Source organism: Larkinella rosea (assembly GCF_003858635.1).
GTDB classification, from domain to species: domain Bacteria; phylum Bacteroidota; class Bacteroidia; order Cytophagales; family Spirosomataceae; genus Larkinella; species Larkinella rosea.
The window spans coordinates 1,502,458-1,518,927 of record NZ_RQJO01000007.1 but is presented as its reverse complement, the minus strand read 5'-3'; the positions used below and the strand labels follow the sequence as shown (position 1 = coordinate 1,518,927).

The 16,470-nt window shown below is 52.2% G+C and carries 13 protein-coding genes; 8 read left to right on the top strand and 5 right to left on the bottom strand.

The window, feature by feature from the left end; genetic code table 11:
• Window positions 1–54 precede the first annotated feature (54 nt).
• From hisG to EHT25_RS06445, 4 genes are all read right to left on the bottom strand, one after another.
• Complete coding sequence (hisG, locus tag EHT25_RS06460; protein ID WP_124872432.1) at window positions 55–915, bottom strand: ATP phosphoribosyltransferase; 861 nt, start codon at window positions 913–915, stop codon at window positions 55–57.
• 140 nt (window positions 916–1,055) lie between these two features.
• On the bottom strand, window positions 1,056–2,078 hold the full coding sequence (locus EHT25_RS06455) for an isoaspartyl peptidase/L-asparaginase family protein (RefSeq protein WP_124872430.1): 1,023 nt from the start codon (window positions 2,076–2,078) through the stop codon (window positions 1,056–1,058).
• Between the two features lie 79 nt (window positions 2,079–2,157).
• The gene (locus tag EHT25_RS06450; protein ID WP_124872427.1) at window positions 2,158–2,913 is read right to left on the bottom strand and encodes a hypothetical protein; all 756 of its coding nucleotides are present in this window, start codon (window positions 2,911–2,913) and stop codon (window positions 2,158–2,160) included.
• A gap of 109 nt (window positions 2,914–3,022) precedes the next feature.
• Window positions 3,023–3,883: a helix-turn-helix domain-containing protein gene (locus EHT25_RS06445; RefSeq protein ID WP_124872423.1), complete on the bottom strand. Its 861-nt coding sequence runs from the start codon at window positions 3,881–3,883 to the stop codon at window positions 3,023–3,025.
• Window positions 3,884–3,998: 115 nt separating this feature from the next.
• On the opposite strand from EHT25_RS06445, the gene EHT25_RS06440 reads away from it, so the two are divergent.
• The 5 genes from EHT25_RS06440 to EHT25_RS06420 all read left to right on the top strand — a co-directional run bounded on the left by EHT25_RS06440 (window position 3,999) and on the right by EHT25_RS06420 (window position 8,770).
• Window positions 3,999–4,733 (top strand): 3-keto-disaccharide hydrolase, encoded by a 735-nt coding sequence (locus EHT25_RS06440; protein WP_124872420.1) that lies wholly within the window; start codon window positions 3,999–4,001, stop codon window positions 4,731–4,733.
• Entirely contained in the window at window positions 4,730–6,100 is a 1,371-nt protein-coding gene (locus EHT25_RS06435; RefSeq protein ID WP_124872417.1) for a Gfo/Idh/MocA family protein, read from the top strand. The genes EHT25_RS06440 and EHT25_RS06435 overlap by 4 nt, the downstream gene beginning before the upstream one ends.
• A gap of 14 nt (window positions 6,101–6,114) precedes the next feature.
• Complete coding sequence (locus tag EHT25_RS06430) at window positions 6,115–7,020, top strand: sugar phosphate isomerase/epimerase family protein (RefSeq protein WP_185731292.1); 906 nt, start codon at window positions 6,115–6,117, stop codon at window positions 7,018–7,020.
• A 44-nt stretch (window positions 7,021–7,064) separates the two neighbouring features.
• Entirely contained in the window at window positions 7,065–7,856 is a 792-nt protein-coding gene (locus EHT25_RS06425; RefSeq protein ID WP_124872412.1) for a phytanoyl-CoA dioxygenase family protein, read from the top strand.
• A gap of 104 nt (window positions 7,857–7,960) precedes the next feature.
• Complete coding sequence (locus EHT25_RS06420) at window positions 7,961–8,770, top strand: sugar phosphate isomerase/epimerase family protein (protein ID WP_124872409.1); 810 nt, start codon at window positions 7,961–7,963, stop codon at window positions 8,768–8,770.
• A gap of 4 nt (window positions 8,771–8,774) precedes the next feature.
• Here EHT25_RS06420 and EHT25_RS06415 read toward each other — a convergent pair whose 3' ends face one another.
• Window positions 8,775–9,992, bottom strand: coding sequence for an acyltransferase family protein (locus EHT25_RS06415; RefSeq protein WP_124872406.1), 1,218 nt, complete (start codon window positions 9,990–9,992; stop codon window positions 8,775–8,777).
• Between the two features lie 343 nt (window positions 9,993–10,335).
• Here EHT25_RS06415 and EHT25_RS06410 point away from each other — a divergent pair, with 343 nt between their 5' ends.
• The 3 genes from EHT25_RS06410 to EHT25_RS06400 all read left to right on the top strand — a co-directional run bounded on the left by EHT25_RS06410 (window position 10,336) and on the right by EHT25_RS06400 (window position 16,227).
• Window positions 10,336–11,538, top strand: a complete 1,203-nt coding sequence (locus tag EHT25_RS06410; protein ID WP_124872403.1) for a hypothetical protein — start codon at window positions 10,336–10,338, stop codon at window positions 11,536–11,538.
• A gap of 205 nt (window positions 11,539–11,743) precedes the next feature.
• Window positions 11,744–14,809 carry an amidohydrolase family protein gene (locus tag EHT25_RS06405; protein WP_124872399.1) on the top strand — a complete coding sequence of 1,022 codons (3,066 nt, stop codon included), beginning with the start codon at window positions 11,744–11,746 and terminating at the stop codon, window positions 14,807–14,809.
• Between the two features lie 113 nt (window positions 14,810–14,922).
• Window positions 14,923–16,227 (top strand): amidohydrolase family protein, encoded by a 1,305-nt coding sequence (locus EHT25_RS06400; protein ID WP_124872396.1) that lies wholly within the window; start codon window positions 14,923–14,925, stop codon window positions 16,225–16,227.
• The last annotated feature ends 243 nt before the right edge of the window (window positions 16,228–16,470 follow it).

The following is a 16,470-nucleotide window of genomic DNA, read 5'->3' as shown; positions in this document are numbered from 1 at the left end:
AAAAACGAGCTATCAAGTCTCTTCTCTCTTGTCTAACGTCTCATCACTCAATAATCAATAAATCATTTTTTCAATCGGGATCACCAGAATGCCTTCGGCTCCGGCGGAACGAATGGCTTCGATGTTTTCCCAGAAATCGTTTTCGTTGATCACCGAATGAACGGAACTCCAGCCTGCGGTTGCCAGTGGCATCACGCTCGGGCTTTTCATGCCCGGTAGCAACGAGGTAATTTGCTCCAGGGCTTCATTCGGGGCGTTGAGAACGATGTATTTATTGTTTTTGGCGGCCTGAACAGCTTTGATCCGGAACAACAATTTGTCGAGCAAACGCTGTTTTTCGGCATCCAGCGTGGTTCGGGCAATCAAAATAGCTTCGGAGCGGAAAATGACTTCCACTTCTTTTAATCCGTTGCTCAGCAAGGTGCTACCCGAACTGACGATGTCGCAGATCGCTTCGGCCAGGCCGATTCCCGGCGCGATTTCAACCGAACCGCTGATTTGGTGAATTTCGGCCGAAACGTTGTGATAGGTCAAATAGTCGCCCAGAATCCGCGGGTACGAAGTCGCAATGCTTTTCCCGTCCAGGTCCTGAATGCCATTCCAGTCGGTTCCGCGGGGAATCGCCAGCGATAACCGGCACTTGGAAAAACCCAGTCGATGAACGGTTTCGACCTGATGGGTGGATTCAACCGCCACATTTTCGCCCACAATACCCAGATCAGCCACGCCGTCTTCGACGTAGCCCGGAATATCATCGTCGCGTAGAAAAAGAAACTCGGCGGGGAAATTCGATGAAACGGATTTCAACTTGCCGGTGCCGTAATCGAAGCGGATACCGCACTCTTTGAACAACTGGTACGAATCCTCGCTCAGTCGACCGGATTTTTGTAAAGCAATACGAAGGATAGAAGACACTTTGATTCAGGTCTGAATTTGAAGCGCAAAGGTACAAAAAAACTACCCAAGTCACTGTCGTTGCCCATAGACAAGTTCAAATGCCGCCAAAAAAACCGGTTCCTTTCGAGAACCGGTTTTTACAAGCGTAGCGGTTTTCGTTACAGAAAGTGTTCGGCGTCGTAAATTTTCTGGTTGATAGACGCCGACGTAACGGTGTAATTAAACCCTTTCTGAACGGAAAAGGCACCGATCTCGCCCTTCCGATTCAGCGCAATAAAACCTACCTGGAAGTCTTTGGCTCTCGCCCGGTCGCGATTAACAATTCGCTCGATGGCCCGGCGGCAGGCTTCTTTCGGACTCAGGCCCTGACGCATGAATTCGACGACCAGGTGCGAGCCACACATGCGAATGACTTCTTCGCCCTGCCCCGAACAGGTGACGGCTCCTACTTCATTATCGACGTACAGACCCGCCCCGATGATGGGCGAATCGCCGACGCGTCCCCGCATTTTAAAACCCATTCCGCTGGTGGTGCACATCCCCGAGAGGTTACCAGCCGCGTCAAGGGCAATTGTGCCCATCGTGTCGTGGTTAAGCGTACCATCGTCGAGTTTGTTAGGTGCAAAAGCACTTTTATCTTTCCCCGGTTTTTGATTTTCAATATTGATGACCGGTTTGTACTCCGATTTTTCCAGCCATTTCCGGTAGGCTTTCTGGGCACCGGCCGAAAGTTTGCCGGATTCAAGCGGAAAACCGTTGGCCACCGCAAACTTTTGCGCTCCTTCGCCCACCAGCATGACGTGGGGCGTGGTTTCCATCACTTTCCGGGCCACCGAAACCGGGTGTTTGATTCGTTCCAGAAAGGCTACCGACCCGCAGTTAAACCGATCGTCCATGATGCAGGAATCGAGCGTTACGCGCCCGTCCCGATCCGGGTTTCCGCCCAGACCAACGCAGCAGTTGATGTTGTTTTCGATGGCAATACCGGCTTTTTCCACCGCGTCGATGGCTTTCCCGCCTTGTTGCAGGATTGGCCAGGCTCCACTGTTGGCAATGGTGCCACTATCCCAGGTCGAAACAACGATGGGTTTTCCGGCGATGTGATTTTCTGAGAAATCGGCAAAACTGAAAAAGGGTAATGAAAATGTACTTAACCGGAGAAACGAACGCCTACTTTTCATGCAATTGGGGAGAGTCAGTTAAACTAAAATGAAGTGCAATTTACCAGCAAATCGGTTAACAAACAGATAAAAGTCTGCTTTACAACGTATTATAATACGTAAATACATCGATCAAAGCCTGCCGGTTTTTCAGATCCGGTTTTTTTTCTTTTAAATAGGCGCTGATCTGATCCTCTTTGTCCTGCATGGCCGACAGCAACCCTTTCCGGCCGGGTGAAAACTTTGCGAGCTTTTTGCCATCGCCGGTGTACCAAATGGCTTCCTTGATCAGTTCGGTGTCTTTTGTGCCCACGCTCAGGGCTGGATTGTAAGTAGGTTTTTTAACGTAAATCTGGTGGCGGATCAAAAGTTTCAGTTTGCCGTCGTTCAGTTGTTCAAAAAAGCCCCGCACATCCACCGGAGCCCCCACTTCAGTAGCGTTGATGAAGGTCATCGTTTCGCCATTGCGTTCCATTTTAAAAAGCTTTGCCCGTTCACCACTGATCGCTTTGACGGTTTTGGTGTCCATCAGAAATTCGAGATCATTGGCCGTAATGTTGTAGCGAACCGGCGTATCCGGGATTTCCAGAATCGGTTTGCTGCCCGGTTTGGCAATGTTCTGATAAAAAACTACCGTCGTTTTGGCAAAAGTCGTGTCCAGATACGGATAACCGAGGATTTTTCCTTCCGGCCCGGCCATGGTGTAAATCGGGGTTACGTCATAATTCGACATCTTTAAATACGCCCCCTGATTGAGCAGATCGCGGGTAACATTGGGGATTGTTTGGCCTTTGGCCGTCAGACCAGAAACCAATAGGGAGAGGAGGAAGCCGTAACGGGCAGCGAGTTTGTTCATGAAGATTTGCTAACATAGGTTTGGTATTGCAATGATAAAGGAATACCGCAAAACTTGCAATCGGGAGCCTGGGGTAGTTATTGCTACTACAATTCGGCAAGAGAGTGATTTAAAACCGCTGCCGAAACCGGGCCGGTGTAACGCCCTGTTTTTTGCGGAATGCCTGAACAAAATACGAAACGTTCTCAAAACCAGCCTGTTCGCTGATGAGTGTAATGCTGCCTTCGGTGCGAGTGAGTAAATCACAGGCGTAACGAATCCGTAAATCGGTCACAAATTGCGTGAGCGTCTGACCCGTCTGTGATTTAAAATACCGGCAAAACGCGGCCGGATTCATGTTGGCTAATTCGGCAATTTCGGGCAGCGAAACCGGGGCTTCCACCCGTTGCATCAGGTGACCAACTACCCGGCTCAGTCGTTCGCTTTGCCGGGTCAACTGGGGGTTCGGAACGTAGCCGGGCGAAATGGGTACGACGGCTTCGGAGCGGGCCACCTGGTCGAGAATGTGCAGCAACGCCGTCAATTGGGCCAAACCGTCTTTTTCGACCAGCTCCTGAAGCTGTTCGGCGATCGAGGCCCGGAGCGGATCCCGTAGTTGCAAACCGACTCCTGCGCGGTTAAGAAGTCGTTGAATGGGTTTCGTTTCGGGTAGTTCCCAGAAAGGTTCACCCGCAAAATTGGGCGTAAACCGCACGACAATGGCTTCCGCCGGCCGTTCGTTTTCGGCATCCGGATACACCGCGTCATTCTTCCAGTAATGCGGCAGATTGGACCCCAGCAGGATAATCTCGCCCCCCGAAAACCGTTCGATGTTGTGCCCGATAAACCGCATTCCGGCGCTGGAAACGACGTAATTCAATTCAATCTCGGGATGAAAATGCCAGGGGTTCGTAAAGTAAGGAAGACATTCGTGCCGGAGGTCGAACGAGCGATGGGGTTGTTGCGGAACCAGAAGTCGGTCGGGGCGCATAGATTATAAATTATTTGCAGTATTTCCTGTAAAAAGGTGAAAGGTGCAAATTTTATTATAAAATTGGCAAAAGATGTGTCAGAATAATGAAAGAAAATAGCGGAATATTTGCAGTATGAACAGTGCATCAATTGTAATAACCGTTTGTCTGGGGTTCGTTAGCCCGGTCATTTCCGCACAAACTGCCAATGTGCTTACTCCCGCCGAACGAAAGGCCGGTTGGGAATTGCTCTTCGACGGCAAAACCACAACCGGCTGGCGGGGTGCCTACGCCGACCAATTTCCCGCCAAAGGCTGGGTGGTTAAAAACGGTGAACTGCGGGGCGAACTCCGCGAAGGTGCCGAATCGGGCGATGCGGGGGATATTGTGACCTTGAAAAAATACCGCAATTTCGAGTTTGCGTTTGATTGGAAATTAGGCAAAGGCGGCAACAGTGGGGTGAAGTATTTCATCGAAGAACGCCAGCCCAAACCCGCCAAAGGTTCGCAGGCGGGATACGAGTACCAGTTGATTGACGATGCCGATTACATTTACAACGACAAACACCTCCCTGCCGATCTGAAAACCGCTTCGATCTACGACGTGGTAGCGGCCAACAAACCCGATGTCACCCTGGGGCAGTGGCACCAATCGCGCATTGTCGTGAACCACAACCGGATCGAACATTGGCTCGACGGCGTAAAAGTGCTGGCCGTTGACCGAACCTCCGCGGCTTTCCGCCAGGGAGTGATGGATAGCAAATTCAAGGATTATCCCGGTTTTGCCCAGATTCCGGAAGGCCATATTCTGCTTCAGGATCATGGCCACAGTGTTTCCTTCCGAAACCTTAAAATTAAACCCATCCCATGAACCGCCGTCATTTCCTGAAAAATAGCGCCGTAGTCGCTACGGCTCTGCCTACGATTGGCTTGCCGACGATCGTTCCGGCTTCGGTATTTGGTAAAAATGCACCTTCGAACCGCATTCCGATCGGCCTGATCGGCACGGGCCGGCAAGGGTATGGTCAGAATTTACAGGGCTCCGAACTTCAGGCGCTTGGCGTCCGAATTCCGGGTCTGCTCGATGTGCCTGATGTTCAGGTTGTAGCGGTTTGTGACGTCGATAGCTGGCGGATGAACCAGGCTAAAACGGCGGTCGAAAAGCACTACGCCAAAAAAACACCCGGCGGAACGTACAAAGGCTGCTCGACCCACCGCGATTTTCGGGAAATCATTGCCCGCAAAGACATCGATGCCGTGATGATTTCGACGCCCGACTATTGGCACGTTCCGATGGGAATTCTGGCCGCCAAAGCAAAAAAGCACATTAGTTGCGAAAAACCGCTTAGCATGAGCGTCCATCAGGGCCGGTCGTTGGTCGACGCCCTGAAGAAATACGGTGTGGTGAATCGTACCGACAGTGAATTTCGCTCGGTTCGTCCACAGAATCATGCCGTTGAACTCGTTCGGAATGGACGAATCGGGAAGTTGCAGAAAATCGACATCTCATTTCCCTCGGACCCGACGCCCGTTCCGCCCCAACCGGATATGCCCGTTCCGAAAGAACTCGATTATGAGTTGTGGCTCGGCCCGATGCCGTATGTTCCCTACACCGACATGCGGGTTCATACGCCGTTTGATTTGACGAAACGCCCGAACTGGATGCGGGTCGACACCTATGCGCAGGGCATGATTGCCAATTGGGGGGCTCATTATTTCGACGTGGCGCAATGGGCCAACAACAGTGAATATTCGGGGCCGGTGGAAGTGGAAGGCAACGGCGAGTTTCCGAAAAGTTTGTGGAACTCGATGATTAATTTTTCAGTGACCTACCGGTATGCCAATGGTGTTGAAATCACCTGCCGGCAAACACCCACCAGCAAACCGGGTATTAAATACACGGGTTCGGAAGGCTGGATTCTGGTCGATAATTACCCGGGCGTGATCACCAGCAGCAACCCCGCCCTGCTGACGTCAAAACCGTCGGGAAGTGAGCTGGATTTGTCGAAAACCCTCTGGGATAAAGCTGATTTTGTAGACGCCATCAAAACCGGTCGCAAAACGCTGGAACCCATCGAAGTGGGCCACCGCACGATTTCGCTCTCCCAGATTGGGTTGATTGCCTGTCAGTTAGGTGAAAAATTGAGCTGGAATCCCGAAAAGGAATTATTCGTAGGTAATAATGCGGCCAATGCCTTGCTGGCGGCCCCATTGGCACGTAAAGAATGGGCGATGTAATCCATGGATCGACGATGAAAAAACGGATTTTTTTCCTGTGGGCGGTTTTGCTGACGGGTCAGTTAATGGCGCAAAAACCGGCAAAAGTGCAGAACGACTTTTTTGTCCTGCATAACGCCATTCGGGGCGATTCGACCTACAAAACCTTCGATCAGCAGGTGGCCTTTATCAAAAGCCTCGGTTTCGACGGTGTGGAGATCAATCAGCTGGATTCCTTTGAGGGGATGAAAGCGGCACTCGATAAACACCGGTTTACCGGTTCGTATTTTTACATCAAAATCGATGTCGATTCACCGACGCTCGACCCGCGCATCGAACCCGACATCCGGGCGCTGAAAGACTCCAAAACCGTACTGGCTCCCTACATTGTCAGTGATAAAAAACGGTTTGCTTCATCGTCCGGAATGGCCGATTCCATCGTCGTGCGCCAGATTCGGCAACTGGCCGACTGGGCAAAATCGGCGAATTTGCAGGTCGCGTTGTATCCACACGTTGGCTTTTATGTCGAACGGGTCGATCACGCGCTGCGGTTGGTCAACCAGATCGACCGACCGAATGTGGGGCTGACGTTTAATCTTTGCCATTGGCTCGCGACTACACCCAAAGCCGACCGGACGGATTGGAAAGGCTTGCTTACCTCGCTGAAACCGCACCTGAAAATGATGACCATCAGCGGAGCCAACAACGTAGATGCCGCAAATCTGGACAATGGGCCCACCGGCATCTGGAACCAGTACATTTTGCCGCTGGGAACCGGCAGTTTCGATACCTACGAACTGGTGCGGTTTGCGGTGCAGGATTTGGCATTCAAGGGCCCGATCGGCGTGCAGTGTTACGCTATGAAAGGAGACAAACCGACCAATCTTCGAAATACAATGGCCGTCTGGAAACACTATAAAACACGTATGGTGAAACGCTGAAGGGCTTTTTCGCATTCATCTTTCTTCTCTATTTACCCGAAATCATGACCTTTACTTCCGAACACCTCGAAACTTACCAGCGAGACGGTTACGTGATCGTTCGCAATCTTTTTACGAAAGCTGAAGTGGAACGGCTTTACGGAGTGGCCGTCGGCGATGCGGTTTTGACCACGAAAACCTACGACCGGGTCGATGCCTCGGGGATGAAAACCCGGCTGGCGCTCTGGTATGCGCTGGACGACAGCCTGTACAGTAAATTTGCCCGTTCGGCGCGGATTCTGCAAGGAGTAGAGCAGATTCTGGGCGGGCGGGCGGCTCATTACCATTCCAAGCTGATGCAGAAAGAACCTCGGACGGGGGGGGCCTGGGAGTGGCACCAGGATTACGGATACTGGTACAAAAACAACGGTTTTCTGTTTCCTGATATGCTTTCGGTGCTGACGGCTTTGACGCCCGCAACCCAGGAGAATGGCTGTCTTCAGATGATCAAAGGATCGCATAAAATGGGTCGGGTCGAACACGGTTTTTCGGGCGAACAGGTGGGGGCGGATCTGGAAAAGGTGAACGAGGCCCTGAAAATTATGCCACTGGAATACCTGGAAATGGAGCCCGGCGACACGGCATTTTTCCACTGCAATACCCTTCATGCTTCGGCAGCTAACCTCTCGGACAAACCCCGCTGGTCGATCATCACGGCATATAACCTGGCCAGCAACAAACCGTATAAGGATGTCCACGAAAGTAGCTATACGCCCATCGATTTTTATGACGGCGACCTGCTGGCGGAAGATGAAGCCGGTATTTCGGAAACGGCGGATTTTCTGGTGAAAAGGTGAGAATGACGATTGACCATCGACGATTGACCATTGAAAGCAGACGATTGACAATGGTCAATGGTCAATCGTCATTCTAGCCAAACTGAAAACCTTACCTCTTAAAAATGATTAAGTTTTTTGCACCTGCCTGGGGAAATACGCTGCCGTTCGACCGGTTTTGTGAGAACGTGAAAGCGGCTGGATACAATGGCGTTGAAATTGCCGTGCCGTTCGATGTGGCTGATAAAAACACCATTCTGGAAAGTCTGGACAAACATGGACTGGCGTTGATCGGGCAGTATTTTCAATCGTTTGAAACGGATCTGGATGAGCACGCCCGAAATTACGAAAAATACCTGCGGCATTTGAGTGCAGCTAAGCCATTATTCATCAATTGCCAGACGGGGAAGGACTTTTTTACGTTTGAACAAAACCGCCGGTTGTTCGAGGTGGCCGACCGGATCTCGGGTGAAACCGGGGTGAAAATCATCCACGAAACCCACCGCGGCAAATCCCTGTTTGCGGCCCACATCACCCGCGATTACCTGCAAAAACTTCCTAATCTCCGGCTGGCGCTCGACATTTCGCACTGGTGTGCGGTGCACGAATCCATGCTTGAGAATCAGGACGATGCCGTCAAACTGGCTATTCGCCACACCGATCACATTCACAGCCGGGTGGGGCATCCCGAAGGACCGCAGGTCAGTGATCCGCGCGCTCCGGAATGGGCACCTTTTCTGGAGGCTCACCTCACCTGGTGGGATCAGGTGGTGGCCACGCATCGGGAGGCTAAAACCGGGTTGACCGTCACAACCGAGTTTGGCCCGGCGCCGTATTTGCACACTTTGCCCTATACCCAAATGCCGGTCGCCAGTCAGTGGGATGTAAATGTGTTCATGCTGAATCTGTTGAAAAACCGGTATTCCGTGGGGTAATGGTTCAGGCAGTCGTTGCCGACGGATCGGCGGTATATACTTTTTTTCGGCCACCAAACCGGTTGTTGATGTAATTTCTGGCCGGAACTTCAACCGAGCGATACGTCAGTGCCGAAACGGCCAGTGTAATGACAATAAATGCCAGCGTAAGCAGCCAGCCGGTGAGCCAATCCGGTTTTGGCGGTTGCCCATACGCGCCGTCCTGTGCGAATTGGTGATACGCATAGGCGTTTCCGAGCAGGAACAGCAACGGTTGGTGAACGAGGTAAATTGAAAACGACCAGTCGCCCAGCCGTTGCAAGGGTTTCGTTCCCAGAAACCGGTCCATAAATGGACTGCCGTACGCAGCCGACAACAGAATGAACGGCAAAAAACTCACGGAAAACACATCCGCCAGGGCAAAATGCATGCAGGTAAAGAGTCCGACGGTTAGAAAAGACAATGTAAAACCGTTCGCCAGCCACGATTTCCCCCAGTTTTCGCGATACCCCTGATACATCAACATGCCGAGGACAAAACCGCACAGGCACCGCAGAAAACCGTATTGAACGGCTGCATTGACGGTATTGTTCAGGGGATCGGGTTTGAAAAAGGGGAGGGCGGCTGGTGCGGGTAAATTCGGAATGATCAGAAACGTCAGAACTAGATAACCGCCGAAACAGGCCAGCACAACGGCGATTCGGCCCAGCGGTTTCAACTGCATAAACGGTTTGACCAGAAACGGAAACAGCATGTACATCCACCATTCCACCGAGATCGACCAGGCGGCATGGGTCCACGAAAACCAGTCGTGCAGGTTCATGGCCTGGAGCAGAAACAGGTTGGTAAGGAATGAATAGAGGTTATTATTAGCCTCCAGCACCGGATTTTTGGGAATGCCAAGCCAGCCTGAAACACCAAAAATGGCAACCGTCGCCAGCAGGGAAACGAAATGCAGCGGATAAACCCGCGCAAATCGGGCAATGGTAAATCGCTTGAATTCAGGACTTTCCACTGAATCCTGAAACCATTTACCGTAAACATGGCACAGCACAAAACCGCTCAGGATGAAGAAGAAATCCACCATCAGATACATCCGGTTAATGAGCCAGGAATCTTCAAATTTTACCAGGAGGTTCCCACCCATTCCCAGCATCAGGTCGGCGTGGTAAATAACCGTGAGCAGGGCGGCAATTCCGCGCAGGGGAGTAAGATTGGCTAAGTACGGAGTTGAGGGTTTCATGCCGGTTTTTAAATGGATTGACAGAAGGAGTAGTAGGTATATGAATAGAAATGCATGCGTTGAATGAGTCGTGTTATTTCAAACCGATGACAATAAATCATTCGTAAAAGATCAGATATGAAAAGATTAACCTATTGATTGATAGTTTCTTATGTTAAGAAATCGAACGAATATACTTTTTCGTCCCGGTCGGTGGTTAAATTTTTGAGCGAATGGTAAGCGTAAGGGACTAAACCATCTTTCCTCGATTTCCGACCGGCAGAAGTCGTGAATGTGTTTATGCTGAATCGGTTGAAAAACCGGTATTGATCAGTACATTTGCAACCCCAAATGCGACGGCTGAATGCAGATAATTGAGGTTGCCCAAAACGCCAGATACCAACGTGAGTTTATTCAGTTTCCGGTCCGACTGTACCGCGATAATCCCAATTGGATACGGCCGCTGGACACCGATGTCGAAGAGGTTTTTGATCCCACCCGTAACAAACGGTTCGAAAACGGCGAGAGTATTCGGTTTTTGCTGATCAACGATCGTCAGGAAACGATTGGGCGCATTGCCGCTTTCATCGACCGCGACATTGCCAATCTCGACAATGACCAACCGACGGGCGGGCTGGGCTTTTTTGAGTGCATCAACGATCGGGCGGCCGCGTTTCTGCTTTTCGATACGGCCAAAAGCTGGCTGCAAAACCGGGGGATGGAAGCGATGGACGGACCCATCAACTTCGGGGATCGCGACCGCTGGTGGGGCTTGCTGGTGGATGGGTTTGACCGGGAGCCGAATTACTGCATGCCGTATACAAAACCGTACTATATTGCCTTTTTCGAGGAATACGGTTTTCAGGATTACTTCAAACAGTTTACGTTCGGAATTCCAACCACCTGGTCGAAACTGGTCAATATGTCGCAGACCGTGAAAGACCGGGCCCAGCGCATCTACGAAAACCCCGACTACAGCTTTCGCACCATCGACAAGCGGCAACTGCCCGCAGCCGCCGAGCAATTCCGGCACATCTACAACGCGGCCTGGGGAGGGCACAGTGGCGTAAAGGAAATGTCGGCTGGTCAGGCGCAACTGTTGATGCAGAAACTGAAACCGGTCATCGACGAAAAGATCATCTACTTTGCTTACTATGGCGAGGAGCCCGTGGCTTTTTTCGTTTGCCTGCCCGAACTCAATCAGGTGTTCAAGCACGTCAACGGCAAACTGGATCTGGTCGGGAAACTGAAGTTTTTGTGGCACATGCTGCGTAAAACCAACCACAAGGCGTTCGGCGTCGTGTTTGGTGTGGCTCCCGCCCACCAGGGAAAAGGGCTCGAAGCGGCCATTGCGCTCCGGATGCCCCACGAAGCCGCCCACAATCCCGCTTTTCAATATACCGAACTGGAAATGAACTGGGTGGGTGATTTTAACCCGATTATGGTGCGGTTTGTCAGCCAGTTGGGTTCAACGATTGTCAAAACCCACGTTACGTACCGCTACCTGTTCGACCGAACCAAACCGTTTAAACGCTGTCCGGTGATCAGCCGAAAGAGGGAAAAGTGATTGCTTTTCGAATTGACCGCATTTTTATTCCGGCCAGACGCAAATTCGTTCCGATTTTGTTCAAAGTGGCTTGCTTATCTGCGTGAAAAACGGATTTCGGCCAGAATTTCGTGGGATTTAGTTCCATTTTAATAGGTCGATGAAGTTACTCCTTTCGTAGATTTGTAAAATTGTCTACGTTTCTCATCACCTAACTAATTCCTACATGCGGAAACTTTTCCTGACTGCCGTGCTGGCCTGGGGTATTGCCCAGGTTGGTTGGTCGCAAGTTACCTTTCCCCGAAATGGCGTATACGATGAACGATCGGGATTGTACGCGTTCACGAATGCCACGATCATTGTCGATTCAAAAACGACCCTCGACGGGGCAACTTTACTCATCCGCAACGGCCGGATCGAAGCCGTCGGAAAAACCGTCAGCATTCCGGCCGGAACCGTTGTTACCGATCTGAAAGGCAAGCGGATTTATCCGTCGCTGGTCGACATCGATTCCGATTACGGCATGCCCGCTCTCCAGCGAAATGCACCCGGCGGTGGTCGCGGGGCTCCGCAGTACGACTCCAATAAAAAAGGCGCGTTCAACTGGAATCAGGCCATTCAGCCGGAAACCGAAGCCAGTGCGGTTTTTAAAGCCAATGTGCCGCAGGCGCTCGAACTTCGGAAACTCGGTTTTGGCGCGGTGGTGACGCACCCGCACGATGGCATTGCGCGCGGCAGTTCGGCGCTGGTCACGCTGGCCGACGACCGCGAAAACCTCGTCATGATTCGGGAGCGGGTTTCGGGACATTATTCGTTCAGCAAAGGAACGTCGACCCAAACCTACCCGAATTCGCCGATGGGGGCCGTGGCTTTGTTGCGGCAAACCTATTACGATGCGGACTGGTACAAAAAAGCCGGTAAAACCGCCGAAGCCAACATCTCGCTTGCTGCCTTCAATCAGTTGCAAAGCCTGCCTTCGGTTTTTGAAGTGCCCGATAAACTGGGCGTTCTGCGGGCCGATAAAATCGGTGAAGAGTTTGGCGTTCAATACATTATCAAAAGCGCAGGTGACGAATACCAGCGGCTCGACGAGGTGAAGGCCACGGGAGCGTCGCTGATTGTGCCGGTCAATTTCCCGCAGGCTTTCGACGTGGAAGACGCCTGGGATGCCGACAATGTGACGCTGGCGGAAATGAAGCACTGGGAAATGGCTCCGGCCAATCCGGCGATGCTGGCCAAATCCGGGATTCCGTTTGCGCTGACGACCGCCAACCTGCGGAACAAAACCGATTTCTGGGCGAACCTCCGCAAAGCCATCGACTACGGTTTGACCGAGCAACAGGCTTTAGCGGCTTTGACGACCACGCCCGCCCAACTTCTTAAAATCGATAACGAAGTGGGCAGTCTGAAAACCGATTTGCTCGCCAATTTTATCATTACCTCCGATAACCTGTTCAGCCCCGATAATGTGATTCTGGAAAACTGGATTCGCGGGAAACAATATGTGTACTCGGACAAAAACACGCCCGATCTGCGCGGAACTTACGCGCTGACGATTGGCGACCGTAGCAATTTGAAATTGACCATCACCGGAAAACCGGGAAAACCGGAGTATCAGGTACTGGTGGACACCGTGAAGGTGACACCAAAAATTTCCGTCGCCAATGACCTGCTGTCGATCCAGCTTCAACTGGACAAAAAACAGCCGGGCGTCGCCACGCCGGGAACGACCCGGCTGACCGGTTATAGGGAGGGTACGAGTCTGAAAGGCGAAGGTGAATTGCCGGACGGAAAAACCGTCAAATGGACGGCGGTTCTTTCACAACCTTTTTCCATGACGGCTACTGCGAAAGGAGACTCGGCAAAGAAAACCGCTCCGGAGTACGGAAAATTGCTGTTCCCGTTTGTCGGCATGGGGAATCTGGAGAAACCGAAAGCACAAACGCTCCTGATTCGGAACGCGACGGTCTGGACCAACGAAAAAGATGGTATTCTTCCAACGACCGATGTGCTGGTGCAAAACGGCAAAATTGCTCAGATTGGTAAAAACCTGACGGCTCCGGCGGGTGCCCAAACCATCGACGGAACCGGTAAACACCTGACCAACGGCATCATCGACGAGCACTCGCACATTGCGCTGTATTCCATCAACGAGGGCGGACAGTCCAGTTCGGCGGAGGTGCGGATGAGCGATGTGGTTAATTCAGAGGATATTAACATTTACCGTCAACTGGCCGGTGGGGTTACGACTTCGCAACTGCTGCACGGTTCGGCCAACTCCATCGGCGGGCAATCGGCGATCGTGAAACTGAAATGGGGCGAATCTCCCCAGGAAATGATGCTGAAAGGGGCTGACGGTTTTATCAAGTTTGCGCTCGGCGAAAACGTCAAACAGTCGAACTGGGGCGATGCGGTCCGGATCCGGTTTCCGCAAACCCGGATGGGCGTGGAGCAGGTCTATTTCGACCATTTCACCCGCGCCCGCGAGTACGACAACGCCTGGAAAGCCTATAACGCTCTAAGTACCAAAGAGAAAGCCAGGGCGGTTCCGCCCCGTCGGGATGTGGAACTGGACGCGCTGGCCGAAATCCTAAACAAAAAGCGGTTTATCACCTGCCACAGCTACGTGCAGTCGGAAATCAATATGCTGATGAAGGTGGCCGATTCGCTGGGTTTCAAAGTGAACACGTTCACGCACATTCTGGAAGGCTACAAAGTGGCCGACAAGATGGCGAAACACGGCGTCGGCGGTTCGACCTTTGCCGACTGGTGGGCCTACAAAATGGAGGTGAAAGACGCCATTCCGTACAATGCCGCCCTGATGGCGCGGGCGGGGGTAACGGTTTCGATCAACTCCGACGACGCCGAAATGGCCCGTCGGCTGAATCAGGAAGCCGCCAAAGCGGTGGAATACGGCGGTATTTCGGAAGAAGATGCCTGGAAAATGGTGACGCTTAACCCGGCGAAACTGCTGCACCTCGACAACAAACTCGGCAGTATCCGTGCGGGCAAGGACGCCGACCTGGTGCTCTGGAACAACAACCCGCTGGCGATCTACGCCCGGCCCGAAAAAACCATCATCGACGGTACGGTTTACTTCGATGCGCAGGACGAAGACCGCAAGCACGACGAACTCCAAAAAGAACGCGCCCGGCTGATTCAGAAGATGTTAACCGCCAAAGCCGGTGGTGCCCAAACCCAACGCCCGACCTTCCGGCGGCAACGGATGTTCCACTGCGAGGACGTGGAAGGCGCGATGGCGGAAGGGGAAGAGAGGCAAGCGGAAAAATAAGGCAACCCCACCCCAACCCCTCCCCCGTAGGGAGGGGCTAAACCAATTCGCTTGTAAAGCCCCTCCCTACGGGGGAGGGGTTGGGGTGGGGTAACTAACTTCTAATAAAAACCATGAAAAAACGAACACTATCCATACTTCTCTTCGCGTCGCTTGGCGGTTTTGCGCAGAATCCGGCCCCGGCGGGGCCGCAGGCGCGGGCCATTGCGCTGACGGGCGCCACCATTCACGTTGGCAACGGGCAGGTGATTTCGAACGGCACCATCGTGTTTGATAAAGGTGTCATTACGGCGGTGGGCAACGGCGAAACGCCGACCAACGGCGCGGAGGTAATTTCGGTGGCCGGGAAACACATTTATCCGGGCCTGATTTCTCCGGCGGCCACGGTCGGTTTGCAGGAATTTGAGTCGGTTCGGGCGACAATCGATTACCAGGAAACCGGTTCGTTTAATCCGAATGTTCGGGCGCTGATTGCGTATAACACGGATTCTGAAATCATTCCGACGATCCGCAACAACGGCTTGCTGATGACGCAGGCCATGCCCGACGGCGGTTTCATCTCGGGCAGCTCCTCGATCATGAACACCGACGGCTGGAACTGGGAAGATGCGGTTTTGAAAGCCGACGACGGTTTGTGGCTGAGCTGGCCGGGCTATTTTGCCCGCAGTTTCGATTACGACACCTTTGCGGTGAGCCTGAAAAAGAACGAGCAGCGGCAGGACGCCATCAACGCCATGATGGCCACTTTCTCGGATGCGCGGGCCTACGCCGACCTGAAAAATCCGGCGCCGAAAAACCTCAAGTTTGAAGCCATGAAGGGCCTGTTCGATGGCTCGAAATGCCTGTACATCCGCGCCAATTACGGCAAGGACATCATTGAAGCGATCAAGTTTGCGAAACAGGCGGGTGTGCGAAAACCGGTGATTGTCGGGGCCGAAGACGCGGGCCGGGTGATCGACTTCCTGAAGGAAAACAGCGTACCGGTGATTCTGGGGCCGATGCACCGGCTGCCCAACTTGCAGGATGAGGACGTGTACCTGCCCTACAAACTGCCGGGTATGTTGCAGAAAGCCGGAGTGCTGGTGAGCCTGAGCTACAACGGCGAATGGTGGCGCACCCGCAACCTGCCCTTCCAGGCCGGAACCGCAGCCGGTTTCAGCGGGATCGATAAGGAAGAAGCCCTGAAAATGATTACGTCGAACACCGCCCGGATCATGGGCATCGACAACGTGGTGGGCACGCTCGAAAAGGGTAAATACGCGACACTGGTGGTCTCGAAAGGGGATTTACTGGACATGCGGACCAACGTGATCGAACACGCGTATATCCAGGGCCGTCACATCAACCTCGACGACAAACACAAACGGTTATTTCACATGTACCGCGAGAAATACGGGCAGCCGGATATTGGAAAGTGATGCTGATTTTGCTTATTATTGGGAGCCCGAAGGATTGGGCTCTTTTTTTTGTAGGCAGGTTTGTGTATTGTATTGCATATGGTAACTACAATTCGATTTGCGAATTGAGCGTTTTGTATTGTTTTTTGGATTTTAATTGTAGTGAGTTGAAAATGAGTTAAGTGTTGATTGCTTTCCGTTGTAGAAATGAAATCATTTGGCTGGATTGACAAAACTTTCGTTTATTTACAAGTTATGTGATAT